This is a genomic window from Paraburkholderia bryophila, from assembly GCF_003269035.1.
In the GTDB taxonomy this organism is placed as follows: Bacteria; Pseudomonadota; Gammaproteobacteria; order Burkholderiales; family Burkholderiaceae; genus Paraburkholderia; species Paraburkholderia bryophila.
Genome location: NZ_QLTK01000013.1, coordinates 32,215 through 50,135 on the forward strand (window position 1 = coordinate 32,215; position 17,921 = coordinate 50,135).

Below are 17,921 nucleotides of genomic sequence, written 5' to 3' on the forward strand. Positions count from 1 at the left end.
ATGGCCAAAGACGATGTTATCCAGATGCAGGGTGAAGTCATCGAAAACCTGCCTAACGCTACCTTCAGGGTGAAGCTGGAAAACGGCCATGTCGTATTGGGACACATATCCGGCAAGATGCGGATGCACTACATCCGAATCTTGCCGGGCGACAAGGTGACGGTTGAATTGACGCCTTACGATCTGTCGCGTGCGCGGATCGTGTTCCGGGCGAAGTGATTTGAAAAAAGGGTAATATCATGAAAGTGATGGCATCGGTTAAGCGCATTTGCCGCAATTGCAAGATCATCAAGCGCAAAGGCGTTGTGCGCGTGATTTGCAGCTCTGATCCGCGCCACAAACAGCGTCAAGGCTGAACGCCACGCTTTTTGCTAGCGCTTTTTGTTTGAGGAAAAACAATGGCTCGTATCGCAGGGGTTAACATCCCGAATCACCAGCATACCGAAATCGGCCTGACGGCTATTTATGGTGTCGGCCGCACGCGCTCGCGCGACATTTGCGTCGCTGCTGGTGTGGCATTTTCGAAGAAGGTCAAGGACCTGAACGACGCAGACCTCGAAAAGCTGCGTGAAGAAGTCGGCAAGTTCATCGTTGAAGGCGATCTGCGCCGTGAAACGACGATGAACATCAAGCGCCTGATGGATCTCGGCTGCTACCGTGGCGTGCGGCATCGTAAGGGCTTGCCCCTGCGCGGCCAACGTACGCGTACGAATGCCCGTACGCGCAAGGGTCCGCGTCGTGCAGCGCAATCGCTGAAGAAGTAAGCGGAACTGACAGTTACAGGAAAACGTAATGGCTAAGGCTTCGAACAACTCCGCGGCGCAACGCGTTCGCAAGAAGGTCAAGAAGAACGTCGCCGAGGGCGTGGTTCACGTTCACGCGTCGTTCAACAACACCATCATCACGATCACCGATCGCCAAGGCAATGCACTTGCTTGGGCAACGTCGGGTGGTCAAGGCTTCAAGGGTTCGCGTAAATCGACCCCGTTTGCAGCTCAGGTGGCAGCCGAATCGGCGGGTCGCGTGGCGATGGAATACGGCGTGAAGAACCTCGAAGTGCGGATCAAGGGTCCCGGTCCTGGCCGTGAGTCGGCGGTGCGCGCGTTGCATGGTCTTGGCATCAAGATCACCGCGATCTCCGACGTGACTCCGGTCCCGCATAACGGCTGCCGTCCGCCGAAGCGTCGTCGTATCTAAGACGCCGATTTTACGAGCGCCTGTTGCCGCCCTGTGCGGCGGCAGGCCGCTTGTGCTATTGAACTGACTAAGCCCACCGTTCGACCCAAAGGGTTCGAACTAGCGTGAGTGCAAGCACTTACGTGATTAATCATAGAAGGAATCAACGTGGCACGTTATATCGGCCCTAAGGCCAAGCTGTCCCGCCGTGAAGGCACTGACCTCTTCCTGAAGAGCGCCCGTCGTTCGCTCGCTGACAAGTGCAAGCTTGACAGCAAGCCTGGTCAACATGGCCGCACTTCGGGTGCACGTACGTCCGATTACGGCACGCAGCTGCGCGAAAAGCAAAAAGTGAAGCGCATCTATGGCGTTCTCGAGCGTCAATTCCGTCGTTATTTCGCTGAAGCCGATCGCCTGAAGGGCAACACGGGTGAAAACCTGCTGCAGTTGCTCGAATCGCGTCTGGACAACGTCGTGTATCGCATGGGCTTCGGCTCGACGCGTGCTGAAGCGCGTCAGCTGGTCAGCCACAAGGCGATCACGGTGAACGGCGTCGTGTCGAACATCCCGTCGATGCAAGTGAAGGCAGGCGACGTCGTTGCCGTGCGCGAACAGAAAAAGAAGCAAGCGCGTATTCTCGAAGCGCTGTCGCTGGCTGAGCAAGGCGGTCTGCCGAGCTGGGTCGCTGTGGATTCGAAGAAGTTCGAAGGCACGTTCAAGTCGAAGCCGGAACGCAGCGACATCGCTGGCGATATCAACGAAAGCCTGATCGTCGAATTGTATTCGCGGTAATCGGATTAATGGCCGGGGCACCCCGATTGCGTTGCGCAAGGGGGCGTCTCGGCTGTTTATTTTCAGGTTGTTACCGGTCAGCCTTATCGGTGTAACGAGCCGAGGGTATTGAAAAGGAAAACCTATGCAAACCAGTTTGTTGAAGCCCAAGATCATCGCAGTTGAATCGCTTGGCGAGAGCCATGCGAAAGTGGTCATGGAACCGTTTGAACGCGGTTACGGCCACACCTTGGGTAACGCGCTTCGGCGCGTGCTGTTGTCGTCGATGATCGGCTATGCACCGACCGAAGTGACGATCGCAGGCGTCGTACATGAATATTCGACGCTCGACGGTGTGCAGGAGGATGTGGTCAACCTGTTGTTGAACCTGAAGGGCGTGGTCTTCAAGCTGCATAACCGTGACGAAGTGACGGTTACGCTGCGCAAGGATGGCGAAGGCGTAGTCACCGCTGGCGACATCGAACTCGCACACGATTGCGAGGTGATCAACCCGGATCACGTGATTGCGCATCTGTCGAAGGGCGGTAAGCTCGACGTTCAGATCAAGGTCGAAAAGGGCCGCGGCTATGTGCCGGGCAATGTCCGTCGTTATGGCGAAGAGTCGGCCAAGATCATCGGCCGTATCGTGCTGGACGCGTCGTTCTCGCCGGTTCGCCGCGTGAGCTACGCCGTTGAAAGCGCTCGCGTCGAACAGCGTACCGACCTCGACAAGCTTGTGATGAACATCGAAACGAACGGTGTGATCTCGCCGGAAGAAGCGATCCGCCAATCGGCTCGCATTCTGGTCGATCAACTGTCCGTGTTTGCTGCTCTGGAAGGCACCGAAGCAACGGCGGAAGCGCCGTCGCGTGCGCCGCAGATCGATCCGATCCTGCTGCGTCCGGTCGATGATCTCGAACTGACGGTTCGTTCCGCGAACTGCCTGAAGGCCGAGAACATTTACTACATCGGCGATCTGATCCAGCGCACGGAAAACGAACTGCTCAAGACCCCGAATCTGGGTCGCAAGTCGTTGAACGAAATCAAGGAAGTACTGGCGTCGCGTGGTTTGACGCTTGGCATGAAGCTCGAAAACTGGCCGCCGGCAGGTCTGGACAAGTAAGTCGAGAGTCATACCGGGACAGAACCCGCTGCTGCACTGGCAAAGACGCGGATTTTCCTTTAAAATCCGCGTCTTGTCTTTTTTCACTACCGGCCCGTGCACTCATACCTTCGGGTGAAGCGAGTGCGATAGAAGAGCTGGACCAAAACTCTGAATCGAAGGAATTAACATGCGTCACCGTCATGGTTTGCGGAAACTGAACCGCACGAGCAGTCACCGTCTGGCAATGCTCCGTAATATGTCCAACTCGCTGATCGCGCACGAAATCATCAAGACCACGCTGCCGAAAGCAAAAGAACTCCGTAAAGTTGTTGAGCCGCTGATCACGCTCGGCAAGAAGCCGTCGCTGGCAAATCGTCGTCTGGCGTTCAATCGCCTGCGCGATCGTGATTCGGTCACGAAGCTGTTCGAAGTTCTGGGCCCGCGTTACGCTACCCGTCCGGGCGGCTACCTGCGCGTGCTGAAGTTCGGCTTCCGCAATGGCGACAATGCGCCGATGGCACTGGTCGAACTGCTCGACCGTCCGGAAGTTGAAGAAGTTGAAGTGCAAGAAGCTGAGTAAGCTTTTAGCATCAAAAGAAAGCCAGGCGCCGGGCCTGGCTTTTTTGTTTTCGGGAGCCGAAAGCCGGCTGGATCAATATCCTTGCGACCAAACGCCCCGGGGTCCTCGATATCCTTGCGACCAAACACCCCGGGGTCCTCTGTTCGCCGTGGTCTCGTCTGCGAGAGCGTGGGGCTAGGTGATACGATATCGGCACCTGAATCGTGCGTCGCCGGAGCCTGTTGTGAGCCTGAGTGTGACCTTGATTCTGACAACGGTTCCGGATGCGGCCGTTGCTCAGAAACTTGCTACGGACGCGTTGGCCGCGCGGCTATGCGCCTGTGTCACGCAGCTAGGCGCCGTGCAGTCCAATTTTCACTGGCAGGGCACGATCGAGTCCGCGCAAGAGATCCAGTTGCTGTTCAAGACCAGTGCCGCGCGTGCGGTGGAACTCGAGCAGTACATTCGCACACACCATCCCTACGACACGCCGGAAATCCTCTCGTGGCAAGCGACGGCATCGGCCGCCTACGGCCAGTGGATCACCGCTGAAACCCAACGTCCCCTCCATGTTTAACGGTCTTGACCGGCGTGCGCGCGTGGCGCTGCACACCGTACTTCTGCTGCTCGCCAGCCTCGTCCTCGTTCAGTTCGGCACGTTGGCCCGCGCGGCAGACGACTTTCTGGACCCGGCCGTTGCGTTCAAATTCAGCGCGACGGAGAAACCGGGCGAGGTCGACGTGACCTACAAGATCGCGGACGGCTACTACATGTACCGTGAGCGCTTTGCCTTCGCGACCCGTAATGGGACGGCCACGATCGGTGAGCCGCAATTGCCGGCTGGACACGTCAAGTTCGATCAGACCTTCAACAAGAATGTCGAGACGTATCGTAACGAGTTGACGATACGCATCCCGATCAAACAGGCGGCCGGCCCTTTTGATCTGGCCGTGACGTCACAAGGCTGTGCTGATGCCGGCATTTGCTACCCGCCGATGGAACGCGTTTACCACGTCAGCGGTGATGCGTTGCAGGCAGCCGCGAGCACGGCGGCTCCAGCCGCCGCGCAGCAATCGGCGGCAGCCGCCGGCACGCCCTGGTATGAGCGCGCCACGAGCGCGGATTATGCGCAGTCGCTGCTGCAAGGCGGTGGGTTCTTCGCGATCATCGGGCTTTATTTCGTCGCCGGCGCGGTGCTCAGCTTGCTGCCGTGCTCGTATCCGATGATTCCGATCCTGTCGGCGATCATCATCGGTGAGGGAGCGCGAGTGACGCGCGCTCGGGGCTTTGCTTTGTCGCTGGCGTATGTGATCGGCATGGCGCTTGTGTACACCGCGCTGGGCGTTGCTGCTGCGATGGTCGGGCAGAGTCTCGGGGCGTGGCTGCAGAATCCCTGGGTGCTCGGCGCGTTCGGTGTTCTGCTGACGATTTTCGCGCTGACACTGATCGCGGGCTTTGACATCGCGTTGCCGCAGCGTTGGCAGGACGGTGTGTCGCGTGCATCGACGGGGCGCTCGGGTGGCAAGTTCGCTGCGGTCGCCGTGATGGGCGCGTTGTCGGCGCTGGTGGTCGGCGCCTGTATGACGGCGCCGCTGTTCGCCGTGCTCGCGTTCATCGCGCATACCGGCGACGCGGTGCTCGGCGGCGCGGCGCTGTTCTCGATGGGCCTAGGCCTTGGCGTGCCGTTGCTGATCCTCGGGCTGGGCGCCGGCACGCTGTTGCCGCGAGCCGGCGCGTGGATGGATGGCGTCAAGGTCTTCTTTGGCGTGGTGTTGCTCGCGGCTGCGCTGTGGATCGTCTGGCCGGTGCTCGGCGCGACCGCAACCATGCTGTTGAGTGCGCTCTGGCTGCTGATCGCCGCGGCGTCGCTCGGGCTGTTCTCGGCGCCGGGCGTGGACACCTCGGTCTGGCGTCGGTTGAGCCGGGGTTTCGGTGCGGCGCTTGCTATCTGGGCTGCGGTGCTGCTGGTCGGCCTGGCGGCTGGATCGTCCGACCCGCTGCGGCCGCTTGCCGTGTTGGCCGCGCGCGGTGAGCAGGCGTCTGTCGCGAATGCGTCCAATAAGCCTGGTACGGCGCCTCAGGACGATCTGACGTTCGCGACGGTCCGCTCTTCGACTGAGCTCGACCAGGCCGTTAAAACGGCCGCTCAACCCGCCATGCTCGACTTCTATGCTGATTGGTGCGTCAGCTGCAAGGAGATGGAGAAGTTCACCTTCAGCGATCCGCGTGTCCAGGCCAAATTGAAGCAGATGAATCTGCTGCGCGCGGACGTTACCGCGAACAATTCGGACGATCAAATGCTGCTCAAGCGTTTCAGCCTATTTGGCCCTCCCGGCATTATTTTCTTCGATCAGGCCGGAAAGGAAGTGCTGCGCGTGGTTGGGTACGAGTCCGCGGATAAGTTCTTGCGCAGCCTGGACCGGGCGAGCGCGCCGGGGGCGTGAGCTGACTGGCGCAGCTTGATGAGTTCCACGCGTGGCGTGGCCGGTGGCACGCAAGGGCGTCGAATTGCCTGCCGCGCTGTCAGATTCGACTCCCGTAACGCTCACGCGAATTCTGTTCAGGTGCAGTCGCAACACGCGGAATCCGAGAACGTCTGCACGTCAAAGTGAAAAGGCAACCGCGTCACCCGACCAAGGACGAACCGATGCGCTCCAGGAAAACAAACAACGCCGCGCGTCACCACCGCTGTGGGAAGTCGTCAAAAGTTGCCGGGGCGCTGACGGTCGCCCTTCTGCTGGCGCAAGTGCTGTTTACATCTCAGGCTTTTGCCGCGAGCGAATCGACCGTTCCGACCGAATCGCCCAACGCAACCACTTCAACGTCCGCCCCGGAAGTGATCCAGCGCGACGGCAAGTATTACCTCTACCAGAACGGCAAGCCCCTCACCGCCACTGGCTACGACGATCTCGAAATTGAACAACACGACAATTTTCCCGATCTCGCCGAAGCCCGGCTCGGCTCGGAATACGGACTGCTGGACGCGAAAACGGGCAAGGTCGTGCTGCCGTTCGTGTATCAAAGCGTCAAAACCGGCACGCTCGACAGCATCGGCCTGATTCAGGTGCGCAGAGACGATCGAATCAGCTTCGTCCAGGGCGATGGCCGTCCGGCAAAGTCCCCGAGCTACGACGCGATAGGCGATTTCGACGAATCCGGGCAAGCCCTCGCCGAACGTGACGGCAAGTTGTTCGTGCTCACGTTCGGCAATGGGCAGTTGCGAGGCGAGGACGCCGCGCCCCGATATCTGCCGAGCATCGTCTTGCCGCCTGGACTACGGGAACGCGCCACGAATCCGAACGGTCCGCTGAATGGTACCTACGTGGCGGCACCGTATCCGGATCTGAAAACGGCGTGGGACGCATGGCGCAAAGGGCAACTGCTTGAACCCGCGCAACCGGCAGTCGTGGTGAAGGGCGATATTGCCTACGTGTCGTTCGGCATCCTGGTGGGGCCGCAGTTGCCTGCCATGCCCAATACGTTGCGCGCCTGCCAGAGCGAGCATGGCCTGGTACTGCGCGGCATGTCTGAAGTACGGGGATGCGCATCGACTGCGAAGCCGCTGTTGCGCTTCCAGCGCGAGGCGGACGGTTCACTGCGGTGTAACGACTGCGACAGCGGTATGCCGCATAAATGGCTACGCCTGCCAGCGGCGACGCAGTCGCTGGTAGGCATCGGAGTCGGCATTGCGAGGCCGGTGAACGACACGGGCGCGTTGGTGCGCGCAGTGATGCCAGGGGCGCCGGCGCAACTCGCTGGCGTGAAGCCCGGCGATCGCATCACGAGCATCGACGGGCAGTCCACTGCGGCGATGTCGCTCGAACAGATCACCGCGTTGATTCGGGGTCAGCCTTCCACCACGGTGACGCTGGGGATCGAGCGAGAGTCGCGGCAACTTGAGTTACGTGTCGAGCGCAAGGCGATCGTGGTCGAGGCCGACTAGCCGGCGCCGGGCGGACAAGCGGGTTGCGGCGAGGAGGCTGGCGCATGGCGAATTGCGAGCAAGCGCCTAATGGCAGCGTCGCGACGCGCGTGCACCTGCAAGGGTCCGACAATACCCACGATACCCACAGCGCTCATCGCTCCCCCAGAGCGTGCTGCGCAGAGCGCAAAGCCGCCCCAAAAAAACGGAGGCGCGACCAAAGCCGCGCCTCCGTTTTTCTCCCTGCCTTAACTCACGCCAACAAGCTCACGCCAAAAGCTCACGCCAAAAGCTCACGCCAAAAGCGCACGCCAAAAGCGCAGCCGCATCAACTCACTTCTGCGAACGCAAAATCTTCGCGGCATCCAGCGCGAAATAGGTCAGCACGCCGTCCGCGCCAGCGCGCTTGAACGCCAGCAGCGATTCCATCATCGCCTTGTCGTGATCGAGCCAGCCGTTCTGCGCGGCCGCTTTCAGCATCGCGTACTCGCCGCTCACCTGATACACGTACGTCGGAAACTGGAACTCGTCTTTCACGCGACGCACGATATCCAGATACGGCATGCCCGGCTTGACCATCACCATGTCCGCGCCTTCGTTGATGTCCGCTTGCACTTCGCGCAGCGCTTCATTCGAATTGGCCGGGTCCATCTGGTAGGTCATCTTGTTGCTCTTGCCCAGGTTCGTCGCAGAACCCACAGCGTCGCGGAATGGGCCGTAAAACGCCGAGGCGAACTTGGCCGCGTAAGCCATGATCCGTGTATGGACATGGTCTTCGCTTTCGAGCATCTCGCGGATAGCGCCGATGCGCCCGTCCATCATGTCCGACGGCGCGACGATATCGACGCCCGCTTCAGCCTGCACACGCGCCTGTTCGACGAGGATCTCGACGGTTTCGTCGTTGATCACGTAACCGTTTTCGTCGAGCACGCCGTCCTGCCCGTGGCTCGTGTACGGATCGAGCGCCACGTCGGTCAGCACGCCGAGCTCGGGGAAGTGCTTCTTCAGTTCGCGAACCGCGCGCGGAATCAAACCGGCAGGATTGGTTGCTTCGCGGCCGTCGGGCGTTTTCAGCGTGGGTTCGATCGCCGGAAACAGCGACAGCACGGGCACGCCCAGCTCGACGCATTCTGCGGCCACGCCCATCAGCAGATCGACGGACACGCGCTCGACGCCCGGCATCGACGGTACGGCTTGCCGCACGTTGGTGCCTTCGACGACAAACACGGGGTAGATCAGGTCGTTGGTGGTGAGGATGTTTTCCCGCATCAGGCGACGCGAGAAATCGTCACGGCGCATGCGGCGCGGACGGTAGTGCGGATAAAAGCTCATATCGACTCGAAGATCGTGGATGTGTGGAGTGGGCAAGTAACGCCTGCCTCCGCTCCCGGAAACTTTTCGAGACAATGGTATATCATACCGATCGAGCAAGGCGCCCTGCGCTGACCTCCCCGCTTCTCCTCCCTGAGCGGGTGCCTGTCGTTTTTTCGATTAGGCTGTTTGACCCGCCGTTAAAGCGGCGGGTTTTTTTATGGGCGGCCGGAAAAGCCGTCTGGCCTTGCTCCCGGCAGCCGCAGGGATTATTGCGCGGCGTCCGCTTCGCCCGCCGCATTAGGGATCAGCCAGCTTTCAACCAGCTCGTGCGCTTCATCGATCCCAACGCGTTTGAGCGCCGAGAACAACTGGGCGGTCAACTCGCCCCGATAGCCGGCGGTACGATATTCAGCCAGGCCTTTCTGCGTTGCGCGTAACGCGTTCACGCTTTCCTGACGCGTCAATTTGTCGCATTTCGTGAGCAGCGTGTGGATCGGCTTGCCGGTCGGCGCGAACCACTCGATCATGCGCCGGTCCAGATCCGTCAGCGGGCGGCGCGAGTCCATCATCAGGATCATGCCGCGCAATTGCGAGCGCGATTGCAGATAGGTGGACAGCAGCGCCTCCCAGTGCGCCTTGGCTGCGCCCGGCACTTCCGCGTAGCCGTATCCCGGCAGGTCGACCAGATACGCGGTTGGCTCGTCTTCCTTGCCCACCGAGAAATAATTGATGTGCTGCGTGCGGCCCGGCGTCTTGCTGGCGAACGCGAGGCGCTTCTGGTTGCACAGGATATTGATGGCCGTGGACTTGCCCGCATTCGAGCGCCCGGCAAAGCAGATCTCGGGTTGCGCGGTGGCCGGCAGATCACGCAAGTGATTGACCGTCGTGAAAAAGCGGGATTGGTGGAGCAGGAAGGACATGATCAGGCCGGTATTCGAGACGCCGGGGAACCCGGAGTGGGGACGGGTCAAGCCCGACTGGCGTCTTAGCGATTAGCGAGTTATTGTACAATACGATGGTTTACTGAAAACCTGAGGGGGCCAGCCCGCGTGCCTTGGCGGCTCTTCACGGGTCTGTCGGTCGCTGTCGTAGTTTGCAAAATCTTCAAGAAAACGCTGGGCTGTCCCAGGTTTTCCGCCCCGAAGAAAGTCCCTCAGGGACTCTCTAAAAATCCCACAAGACGAGACAGGGTGTGCGAATGAATCGACTGAGCAAGACTCTGATGGTGCTTCATGTAGCGGCAGGTCTTTCAGGTTTGGCAATTCAGGCACGAGCAGCAGATCCGGCAAAACCGGACATCAATCGGGGGCAGGCAATCGCGGTGCAGGTGTGCGCGTCATGCCACGGGGCCGACGGCAACAGCGCCGGCAGTGCGTATCCAAAGCTGGCGGGCCAGCATCCCGAATATCTCGTCAAGCAACTCAAGGACTTCAAGACCCAGCCCGGCGCGAAGCAGCCCGCACGCAACAATGCGATCATGGCGGGCATGGCAGCCGCGCTGTCCGATCAGGACATGGTCAACGTCGCGGCCTATTTTTCGACGCAGACGCCTAAGCCCGGCTACGCGCACAACAAAGACACCGTGCCGCTCGGTCAGAAGATTTATCGCGGCGGGATCGCGGACAAGGGGGTGCCGGCGTGCGCGAGCTGCCACGGGCCGACCGGTCAGGGGATTCCGTCGCAGTATCCGCGGCTGTCGGGGCAATGGGCCGAGTACACGGTAACGGAGTTGCTGGCGTTCACGCAGGGTCCGGGCGCACGCAACAACAATGAGGCGATGCATGCCATTGCCACACGGTTGTCGGATAGTGAGATCAAGGCAGTCGCCGATTACATCGCGGGCCTGCATTAAAGGGTTCGCACGCAAATGCAACCGGCCCGCCGAGGCCGGTACAAAACAAGAAAAGGGTGGGGGCGTCGTGCCTACGACAGCCCTGCACCCTTTTTTGCTGTTCAGTCGGAGTATGAATGAGCGTCACCACGTCGGGTTTGCAGTCGAAGTCGGGCAATCGCATTGCGCGCAGTGTCATCGAAGTTTTGAGTTCGATGCGGTTCGCCATTTCGTTGCTCGTGATTTTGTCGATCGCCAGCATCATCGGCACCGTTCTCACGCAGGACGATCCGTATCCCAACTACGTCAATCAGTTCGGCCCGTTCTGGGCGGACATTTTCCGCTCGCTGAGCTTGTACACCGTGTACAGCTCGTGGTGGTTCATGCTGATTCTCGGTTTCCTGATGGTGTCGGTGTCGCTGTGCGTGATCCGCAATGCGCCGAAGATGCTTGCCGACGCGAAAAGCTGGAAGGACAAGGTTCGCGAAGGCAGCCTGCGCGCGTTCCATCACAAGGGCGAATTCGCGGTGAACGGCACGCGCGCGCAGACTTCGACGGTGCTCGCCACGCTCTCGGCCAGGCTTGGCTACAAATTCGTCACGCGTGAGTCGGAAGGCGCCACGCTGATCGCCGCGAAGCGCGGGGCGTTGACCAAGTTCGGTTATATCTCGGCGCACATCGCGATCGTCGTGATCTGCCTTGGTGGTCTGCTCGACAGCAATCTGCCGATCAAGCTGCAAATGTGGCTGTTCGACAAATCGCCGATCCGCGCCAATACGGTGATCAACGACATTCCGCCGGAGCATCGTCTGTCGCAGTCCAACCCGACGTTCCGCGGCTATGCGTGGGTGCCGGAAGGGCAGCATGTCTCCACGGCGATCCTGAACCAGCCGGACGGCTCGCTGATCCAAGACCTGCCGTTCTCGATCGAGCTGAACAAGTTCATCGTCGACTATTACTCGACGGGCATGCCGAAGCTGTTCGCGAGCGACATCGTCGTGGTCGACCACAAGACCGGCGCGCGCGTGCCGGCGCGCGTCGAGGTGAACAAGCCGTTCACTTACGACGGCGTGTCGATCTATCAGTCGAGCTTCCAGGACGGCGGCTCGCAGATGCAGATGACAGCCTTCCCGATGAGCGGCGCGAGCGCGAAGACTGCGCCGTTCGGCGGCACGATCGGCGGCAATGCGCCGTTGGGCACGGCCACGCCGCTGGCCGACGGCCAGACGGTGGAATTCACCGATTTCCGCGCGATCAACGTCGAAAACGTGTCGAACGGCAGTGGCCAGAACGACGCGCGCGGCGTCGCCGCGCATCGGACGTTGAAAGAGGCGTTCGACGAACGGCTCGGCTCCGGCGCGAAGTCGTCGAAACCGCTGGATCTGCACAATGTCGGCCCGTCGGTGCAGTACAAAGTGCGCGACAAGGACGGCCAGGCGCGCGAGTACAACAACTACATGCTGCCGGTGGATGTCTCCGGCGAGCGGATGTTCCTCGCCGGCATGCGCGTGAATCCGGACGATCCGTTCCGCTACCTGCGCATTCCCGCCGACAGCGGCGGCACGGTCAAGGAATGGATGAACCTGCGCGCCACGCTGGAAGATCCGGCCATGCGCGCCGCGGCCGCGCACAGCTTCGCGCTGCGCTCGGTGCCGGGTTCGAATACGGAACTGCAGCAGCATCTCGAAGAAAGCGCGCTGCGCGTGCTGACCCTTTTTGCCGGTGCGGACAACAGCATCAAGCTGCCGAATGGCCAACCGGTCGGCGGCTTCCAGGCGATTGCCGGGTTTATCGACCATTCAGTGCCGAAGGGCGAGCAGGAAAAGGCCGCCGGTCTGTTGCTGCGCATGCTGGAAGGCTCCACCTGGGATCTGTGGCAACTGTCCCGTCAGCAGCTCGGCGAGCCCGCGGCGACGGCCAACGCCGACGCGAGCCGTTTCATCCAGAGCTCGATCAACGCGATTTCCGACAGTTTTCTGTATGGTTCGCCGGTCTATTTACAGCTCGACTCATTCAAGCAGGTGCAAGCTTCGGTATTTCAGTTGACGCGCGCGCCGGGCAAAAAAGTCGTGTATCTTGGCAGCCTGCTTCTCGTATTGGGCATCTTCTCGATGTTCTATGTCCGCGAACGGCGCCTCTGGTTCTGGCTCAAAGACACCGATCACGGCACGAATGTCGTGATGGCCATGTCGAGCGCGCGTAAAACGCTCGACTTCGAGAAAGAGTTCGTCCAGACGCGCGACGCTGTCGGCGCCGCACTGGGCGCCAAACTCACTGAAGCATCCGGCGGCTCCGACAAGCCCGGCCACCCCGGCGCGCCGTCCGCAAGCTCACAAGATTCGACCCGGTAAGATCATGGACTTGACTCAGGTTTCCTCCTCCTCCTCACCCGCGCGCCCGAAAAAGGCCAGCGCGGAAGAGTCGTTCAACGCGCTGAATGTCGCGCAATACGACGAACGGCCGTTTTTGAAACGGCTCGGCGTCGTCGACTGGCTGTTTGCCCTCGCGATGGTCGCGGGAGCCGGGTTCGCGCTGTCGCGCTATCACCCGTTCATGAATTACTACGACAAGCTGGTGCTGGTGTGCGCGGTGCCGGTGTTCATGGTGCTCGGCTGGCGCTGGAAACCGGTGCGTCCGCTGATGGTGGGTATTGCGGCGCTGTCGTTGCTGGCCATTCAGATTTACCACGGCGACCTGAGCCGCGCGGATAACGCGTTCTTCCTCAAGTACTTCCTGTCGAGCCAGTCCGCGATTCTGTGGATGAGCGCGCTGTTCGTGTTCGCCACTGTGTTCTACTGGATCGGCCTGCTGTCGCGCTCGCCGACCGGCGCCGCGATCGGTTCGAAGATGACGTGGGCCGCGGTGCTCATGGGTTTCGTCGGTCTGATGGTGCGGTGGTACGAGTCGTACCTGATCGGCGCGGACGTCGGCCATATTCCTATCTCGAACCTGTACGAAGTGTTCGTACTGTTCAGCCTGATCACCGCGCTGTTTTATCTGTACTACGAGCAGCACTACAGCACCCGCGCGCTTGGCGCGTTTGTTCTGCTGGTGATCAGCGCGGCCGTCGGCTTCCTGATGTGGTACTCGGTCGCGCGCGACGCGCAGCAGATCCAGCCGTTGGTGCCGGCGCTGCAAAGCTGGTGGATGAAGATCCACGTGCCGGCGAACTTCATCGGCTATGGCAGCTTTGCGCTGTCGGCCATGGTGGGTGTCGCGTATCTGTCGAAAGAGCGCGGCGTGCTGGCCGACCGTCTGCCGCCGCTCGACGTGCTCGACGACCTGATGTACAAGTCCATCGCCGTCGGTTTCGCGTTCTTCACGATCGCGACGATTCTCGGCGCGCTGTGGGCCGCGGAAGCGTGGGGCGGCTACTGGAGCTGGGACCCGAAGGAAACCTGGGCGCTGATCGTCTGGCTGAACTACGCGGCCTGGCTGCATATGCGCCTGATGAAAGGCCTGCGCGGTGCGGTCGCGGCATGGTGGGCGCTGACCGGCCTGCTGGTGACGACCTTCGCGTTCCTCGGCGTCAACATGTTCCTGTCGGGCTTGCATAGTTACGGCAAGCTGTAAGATCTGCCGCTTCGAACCGACCAAGAACCGCCGCGTGCTTCGCACCGGCGGTTTTTTTATGGCTGGCGGAATATTTGCTGCATCCAGGGTGTTGGCTCTGAGAGTACCTACGGTGTGGCAGGACAGTGACCCGAACGAACAGGCGATTGCGCCGTCTGACCTGACAACCTGGACGACCTGGACAGGCCGAACAACCCGGCGGCGGACCAGTAAGGAGTTGCACGATGTGGATCAAGCGAAGCGACAGAATTCAACTCAGCGGCGACGATATCGCGCGCAGCGAAATCACGCCGCGGCGCGTCTTCGAGAATCGGCGGCGCGTGTTGCAGGCGGCCGGCGCGATGGCGCTCGGCAGTCTGATCGGCGTGAATGGCGAGGCGTTGGCGGCGTACTCGTCGCCGGATCCGAAGGCGCAGAAACTGGCGGCGAAGACCAACGCCCGATTCGTCGCGCTGGACAAGATCACGCCGTTCAAGGACATCACCACGTACAACAACTTCTACGAGTTCGGCACCGATAAAGCCGATCCCGCGCAGAACGCGGGGACGTTGCGGCCGCATCCGTGGAAGGTGAGCGTCGAAGGCGAGATCAAGAATCCGAAGGTGTACGACATCGACGAACTGCTGAAGCTCGCGCCGCTCGAAGAGCGCGTGTACCGGCTGCGCTGCGTCGAAGGGTGGTCGATGGTGATTCCGTGGATCGGCGTGCCGCTCGCCGAGTTGATCAAGCGCGTGCAGCCGACCGGCAATGCGAAGTACGTGCAGTTCATTACGCTGGCCGATCCGTCGCAAATGCCGGGACTGTCGGCACCAGTGCTCGACTGGCCATACTCCGAAGGTCTGCGCATGGACGAGGCGATGAATCCGCTCACGCTGCTGACCATGGGGCTGTACGGCGAGGTGTTGCCCAATCAGAACGGCGCGCCGGTGCGCATCGTCGTGCCGTGGAAATACGGCTTCAAGAGCGCGAAGTCGCTGGTGAAGATCCGCTTTCTCGACAAGCAGCCGAACACCAGTTGGAACACGTACGCGTCGAACGAATACGGCTTCTACTCGAACGTGAATCCGAATGTCGATCACCCGCGCTGGAGTCAGGCGACGGAGCGGCGCATCGGTGAAGACGGGTTCTTTACGCCCAAGCGCAAGACGCTGATGTTCAATGGCTACGGCGATCAGGTCGCGTCGCTGTATCAGGGCATGGACCTGAAGAAGAATTTTTGAGCGAACGGCTTCGACGATATGGCTTCCGATACGCAACCTGTCACTCAGACCGAACCACGCAAGGCGGCGCGTTCAGCTTCAACGGCGTCGAGGCGTCCGGCGAGCGGCGCGCGCTGGATCGTGCCGGCGAAAATCGCGGTGTTCATCGCCGCGTGGTATCCGCTCGCGCGCATCGTGCTGTTCGGCGTGACCGATCGGCTCGGCGCCAATCCGATCGAGTTCATCACACGCTCCACGGGTTTATGGACGCTGGTGTTCCTCTGCATCACGCTGGCGGTGACGCCATTGCGCAGGCTGACCGGTGTGGCCGCGTTCGTGCGGTTTCGGCGCATGCTCGGGCTCTACGCATTTTTCTACGCGACGCTGCATTTCACGACCTACCTTTGGTTCGACAAGTGGTTCGATGTCGCCGCGATTCTGAAGGACATCGGCAAGCGGCCGTTCATCACGGTCGGCTTCGCGGCGTTCGTGTTGCTGATCGCGCTGGCCGTGACGTCGCCGCGCGCGATGGTGCGCAAGCTCGGGCGACGCTGGCAGATGCTGCATCGTTCGATCTATGCGATCGGCGCGCTCGCGATCCTGCATTTCTGGTGGATGAAGGCGGGCAAACACGATCTGGTTTTACCGAAGATCTACGGCACCATCATGGTGGCGCTGCTGGGCTGGCGCTTGATCGTATGGTTGCGCGAACGGAGAGTGAAGGCGCGATAACCGGCGAGCTTCGCGTTCATCAGCAAAGCGCGCCGAAAGGAAAAAGGGCGATGCCATTTCACGCGGCATCGCCCTTTTTTGCTTGCTCGTGACTTATATCGTCACGACGCCGACGTTTACGCCGGCAAGATCGTTTCACCCGCAAACAACTGCTTGACCTCTTCGCGTGCGCGAACCAGATGCACCTGTGTACCATCCACCATCACCTCGGCCGCACGCGGACGGGTGTTGTAATTGGAGCTCATCACGAAGCCGTACGCGCCGGCCGAGCGAATCGCCAGCAGGTCGCCGGATTCGACCGCGAGCAGGCGCTCACGACCCAGCCAGTCGCCGCTTTCGCACACCGGACCCACCACGTCGTACACGTGAGCCGGCACGTCGCGTTTCAGCACGGGGTCGATGGCGTGATACGCCTCGTACATGGCGGGACGCGCGAGATCTGTCATCGCCGCGTCGACGATAGCGAAGTTCTTTTCCGCGCCCGGCTTCAGAAACTCGACGCGCGTAAGCAGCACGCCCGCATTGCCGACCAGCGAACGGCCCGGCTCGAAATACACTTCGCGATGGCCGTGGCCGCGCGCTTCGATACGATCCAGCACCGTGCGAACGAATTCGCCGATTTCCGGCGGCGTTTCATCGTCGTATGTAATACCGAGACCGCCGCCCACGTCGATGTGGCGAATCTTCACGCCGTCCTGCTCGATCTGCTCGACCAGTTCCAGCACCTTGTCGACCGCGTCCAGATAGGGCGCGACTTCGGTGATCTGCGAACCGATATGGCAGTCGATGCCGACCACCTCGAGATTCGCCATTGCCGCAGCCGCTTGATACGTGGCGCGCGCGTCTTCGAAAGCGACGCCGAACTTGTTCGACTTGAGCCCGGTGGAAATGTACGGATGCGTTTTCGCGTCGACGTCGGGATTGACGCGCAGCGAAACCGGCGCCTTCTTGCCCATTGCCGCAGCCACCGCGTTCAGACGATCAAGCTCGGGAATCGATTCGACGTTGAAGCATTTGACGCCGGCCGCGAGCGCGTCGCGCATTTCGTCCGCATGCTTGCCGACGCCGGAAAACACGGTGTTTTCCGCTTTGCCGCCAGCTGCCAGCACGCGCGCCAGCTCGCCGCCCGACACGATGTCGAAGCCCGCGCCGAGCCGCGCGAACACGTTCAGCACCGCGAGATTGCTATTGGCCTTGACGGCCACATGCACGGTGGCGCGACGGCCGGCGCAAGCGCCCGCATACGCGTTCCATGCAGCGGTGAGCGCGGCGCGCGAATAGACGTACAGCGGTGTGCCGAACTGCTCGGCGAGGGAGACGGCGGACACGCCCTCGGCGTGCAGCACGCCGTCGACGTAGTCAAATGCGGATCGAGTCATGCGAAAGTCTTATTGAACGGGTGTGGCGGCAGAGGCAGGCAGCGGTGCCGCCGTAGCGGAGGCAGCGGAAGCGGGCGGCGTGGCGAGTTCGGTTTCCGGCGCCAGCGAGAGCGGCGAGCCCGAGGTGTCCGGCACCTCGCCCATGGGGCTCGGCGTGTCCGGATTCACGGTGGGGTTGGTCGCGGCCGGTGGTGCCTGCGTGCGATCGGCCGGCTTCGCCGGTAGCGGCGGTACGGTCGGCAAATAGAGCGAACCGCGTTGTCCGCAGCCAGCCAGTGCACAACCTGCGAGAATGGCTAAACCCGCTACAATCGCGCGGCCGGGCGCCGCCGCGCGCATCCGAGATACGACTCGCATGAC

General features: G+C 61.3%; 19 protein-coding genes. 15 read left to right on the plus strand and 4 right to left on the minus strand.

All coding sequences use genetic code 11. The features are described 5' to 3' along the window. The 10 genes from infA to BX591_RS19410 all read left to right on the plus strand — a co-directional run bounded on the left by infA (position 1) and on the right by BX591_RS19410 (position 7,554). Positions 1–219 carry a translation initiation factor IF-1 gene (gene infA, locus BX591_RS19365; RefSeq protein WP_004521905.1) on the plus strand — a complete coding sequence of 73 codons (219 nt, stop codon included), beginning with the start codon at positions 1–3 and terminating at the stop codon, positions 217–219. Between the two features lie 20 nt (positions 220–239). Further along, the gene (gene rpmJ / locus BX591_RS19370; RefSeq protein ID WP_004199844.1) at positions 240–356 is read left to right on the plus strand and encodes a 50S ribosomal protein L36; all 117 of its coding nucleotides are present in this window, start codon (positions 240–242) and stop codon (positions 354–356) included. 42 nt (positions 357–398) lie between these two features. After that, positions 399–764: a 30S ribosomal protein S13 gene (gene rpsM, locus BX591_RS19375; RefSeq protein ID WP_012434566.1), complete on the plus strand. Its 366-nt coding sequence runs from the start codon at positions 399–401 to the stop codon at positions 762–764. Positions 765–792: 28 nt separating this feature from the next. Beyond that, positions 793–1,197, plus strand: coding sequence for a 30S ribosomal protein S11 (gene rpsK / locus BX591_RS19380; protein ID WP_006052224.1), 405 nt, complete (start codon positions 793–795; stop codon positions 1,195–1,197). 147 nt (positions 1,198–1,344) lie between these two features. After that, complete coding sequence (gene rpsD / locus BX591_RS19385) at positions 1,345–1,968, plus strand: 30S ribosomal protein S4 (protein WP_027800372.1); 624 nt, start codon at positions 1,345–1,347, stop codon at positions 1,966–1,968. Between the two features lie 124 nt (positions 1,969–2,092). After that, on the plus strand, positions 2,093–3,070 hold the full coding sequence (locus tag BX591_RS19390; RefSeq protein ID WP_111932943.1) for a DNA-directed RNA polymerase subunit alpha: 978 nt from the start codon (positions 2,093–2,095) through the stop codon (positions 3,068–3,070). Positions 3,071–3,239: 169 nt separating this feature from the next. After that, positions 3,240–3,632 (plus strand): 50S ribosomal protein L17, encoded by a 393-nt coding sequence (gene rplQ / locus BX591_RS19395; protein ID WP_111932944.1) that lies wholly within the window; start codon positions 3,240–3,242, stop codon positions 3,630–3,632. Positions 3,633–3,855: 223 nt separating this feature from the next. Beyond that, the gene (gene cutA / locus BX591_RS19400) at positions 3,856–4,188 is read left to right on the plus strand and encodes a divalent-cation tolerance protein CutA (protein ID WP_111932945.1); all 333 of its coding nucleotides are present in this window, start codon (positions 3,856–3,858) and stop codon (positions 4,186–4,188) included. Further along, positions 4,181–6,055, plus strand: a complete 1,875-nt coding sequence (dsbD, locus tag BX591_RS19405) for a protein-disulfide reductase DsbD (protein WP_111932946.1) — start codon at positions 4,181–4,183, stop codon at positions 6,053–6,055. The genes cutA and dsbD overlap by 8 nt, the downstream gene beginning before the upstream one ends. A gap of 302 nt (positions 6,056–6,357) precedes the next feature. Then, the gene (locus BX591_RS19410; RefSeq protein WP_167444585.1) at positions 6,358–7,554 is read left to right on the plus strand and encodes a PDZ domain-containing protein; all 1,197 of its coding nucleotides are present in this window, start codon (positions 6,358–6,360) and stop codon (positions 7,552–7,554) included. A gap of 312 nt (positions 7,555–7,866) precedes the next feature. Here the strand turns inward: BX591_RS19410 and hemB are convergent, their stop codons facing one another. Both hemB and yihA read right to left on the minus strand, forming a co-directional pair. Then, positions 7,867–8,865 carry a porphobilinogen synthase gene (hemB, locus tag BX591_RS19415; RefSeq protein WP_111932948.1) on the minus strand — a complete coding sequence of 333 codons (999 nt, stop codon included), beginning with the start codon at positions 8,863–8,865 and terminating at the stop codon, positions 7,867–7,869. A gap of 248 nt (positions 8,866–9,113) precedes the next feature. Further along, complete coding sequence (gene yihA, locus BX591_RS19420; RefSeq protein ID WP_111932949.1) at positions 9,114–9,767, minus strand: ribosome biogenesis GTP-binding protein YihA/YsxC; 654 nt, start codon at positions 9,765–9,767, stop codon at positions 9,114–9,116. A gap of 278 nt (positions 9,768–10,045) precedes the next feature. Between yihA and BX591_RS19425 the strand changes: the two genes are divergently transcribed. The 5 genes from BX591_RS19425 to msrQ all read left to right on the plus strand — a co-directional run bounded on the left by BX591_RS19425 (position 10,046) and on the right by msrQ (position 16,182). Then, on the plus strand, positions 10,046–10,699 hold the full coding sequence (locus BX591_RS19425) for a c-type cytochrome (RefSeq protein ID WP_111932950.1): 654 nt from the start codon (positions 10,046–10,048) through the stop codon (positions 10,697–10,699). A gap of 116 nt (positions 10,700–10,815) precedes the next feature. Further along, positions 10,816–13,029 carry a cytochrome c biogenesis protein ResB gene (locus BX591_RS19430; protein WP_111932951.1) on the plus strand — a complete coding sequence of 738 codons (2,214 nt, stop codon included), beginning with the start codon at positions 10,816–10,818 and terminating at the stop codon, positions 13,027–13,029. Between the two features lie 4 nt (positions 13,030–13,033). Beyond that, positions 13,034–14,251, plus strand: a complete 1,218-nt coding sequence (gene ccsB / locus BX591_RS19435) for a c-type cytochrome biogenesis protein CcsB (protein WP_111932952.1) — start codon at positions 13,034–13,036, stop codon at positions 14,249–14,251. Positions 14,252–14,475: 224 nt separating this feature from the next. Further along, entirely contained in the window at positions 14,476–15,471 is a 996-nt protein-coding gene (msrP, locus tag BX591_RS19440) for a protein-methionine-sulfoxide reductase catalytic subunit MsrP (protein ID WP_111932953.1), read from the plus strand. An 18-nt stretch (positions 15,472–15,489) separates the two neighbouring features. Continuing rightward, on the plus strand, positions 15,490–16,182 hold the full coding sequence (msrQ, locus tag BX591_RS19445) for a protein-methionine-sulfoxide reductase heme-binding subunit MsrQ (RefSeq protein WP_111932954.1): 693 nt from the start codon (positions 15,490–15,492) through the stop codon (positions 16,180–16,182). A gap of 116 nt (positions 16,183–16,298) precedes the next feature. Here the strand turns inward: msrQ and lysA are convergent, their stop codons facing one another. Beyond that, positions 16,299–17,561: a diaminopimelate decarboxylase gene (gene lysA, locus BX591_RS19450; protein WP_111932955.1), complete on the minus strand. Its 1,263-nt coding sequence runs from the start codon at positions 17,559–17,561 to the stop codon at positions 16,299–16,301. 9 nt (positions 17,562–17,570) lie between these two features. Then, complete coding sequence (gene lptM, locus BX591_RS19455) at positions 17,571–17,918, minus strand: LPS translocon maturation chaperone LptM (protein WP_111932956.1); 348 nt, start codon at positions 17,916–17,918, stop codon at positions 17,571–17,573. Positions 17,919–17,921: the final 3 nt, after the last annotated feature.

Coding starts and splice junctions, on each gene's coding strand:
- infA (WP_004521905.1), top strand. CDS start 1: ATGGCCAAAGACGATGTTATCCAGATGCAGGGTGAAGTCATCGAAAAC.
- rpmJ (WP_004199844.1), top strand. CDS start 240: ATGAAAGTGATGGCATCGGTTAAGCGCATTTGCCGCAATTGCAAGATC.
- rpsM (WP_012434566.1), top strand. CDS start 399: ATGGCTCGTATCGCAGGGGTTAACATCCCGAATCACCAGCATACCGAA.
- rpsK (WP_006052224.1), top strand. CDS start 793: ATGGCTAAGGCTTCGAACAACTCCGCGGCGCAACGCGTTCGCAAGAAG.
- BX591_RS19390 (WP_111932943.1), top strand. CDS start 2,093: ATGCAAACCAGTTTGTTGAAGCCCAAGATCATCGCAGTTGAATCGCTT.
- rplQ (WP_111932944.1), top strand. CDS start 3,240: ATGCGTCACCGTCATGGTTTGCGGAAACTGAACCGCACGAGCAGTCAC.
- dsbD (WP_111932946.1), top strand. CDS start 4,181: ATGTTTAACGGTCTTGACCGGCGTGCGCGCGTGGCGCTGCACACCGTA.
- hemB (WP_111932948.1), bottom strand. CDS start 8,865: ATGAGCTTTTATCCGCACTACCGTCCGCGCCGCATGCGCCGTGACGAT.
- yihA (WP_111932949.1), bottom strand. CDS start 9,767: ATGTCCTTCCTGCTCCACCAATCCCGCTTTTTCACGACGGTCAATCAC.
- BX591_RS19425 (WP_111932950.1), top strand. CDS start 10,046: ATGAATCGACTGAGCAAGACTCTGATGGTGCTTCATGTAGCGGCAGGT.
- BX591_RS19430 (WP_111932951.1), top strand. CDS start 10,816: ATGAGCGTCACCACGTCGGGTTTGCAGTCGAAGTCGGGCAATCGCATT.
- ccsB (WP_111932952.1), top strand. CDS start 13,034: ATGGACTTGACTCAGGTTTCCTCCTCCTCCTCACCCGCGCGCCCGAAA.
- msrP (WP_111932953.1), top strand. CDS start 14,476: ATGTGGATCAAGCGAAGCGACAGAATTCAACTCAGCGGCGACGATATC.
- msrQ (WP_111932954.1), top strand. CDS start 15,490: ATGGCTTCCGATACGCAACCTGTCACTCAGACCGAACCACGCAAGGCG.
- lysA (WP_111932955.1), bottom strand. CDS start 17,561: ATGACTCGATCCGCATTTGACTACGTCGACGGCGTGCTGCACGCCGAG.
- lptM (WP_111932956.1), bottom strand. CDS start 17,918: ATGCGAGTCGTATCTCGGATGCGCGCGGCGGCGCCCGGCCGCGCGATT.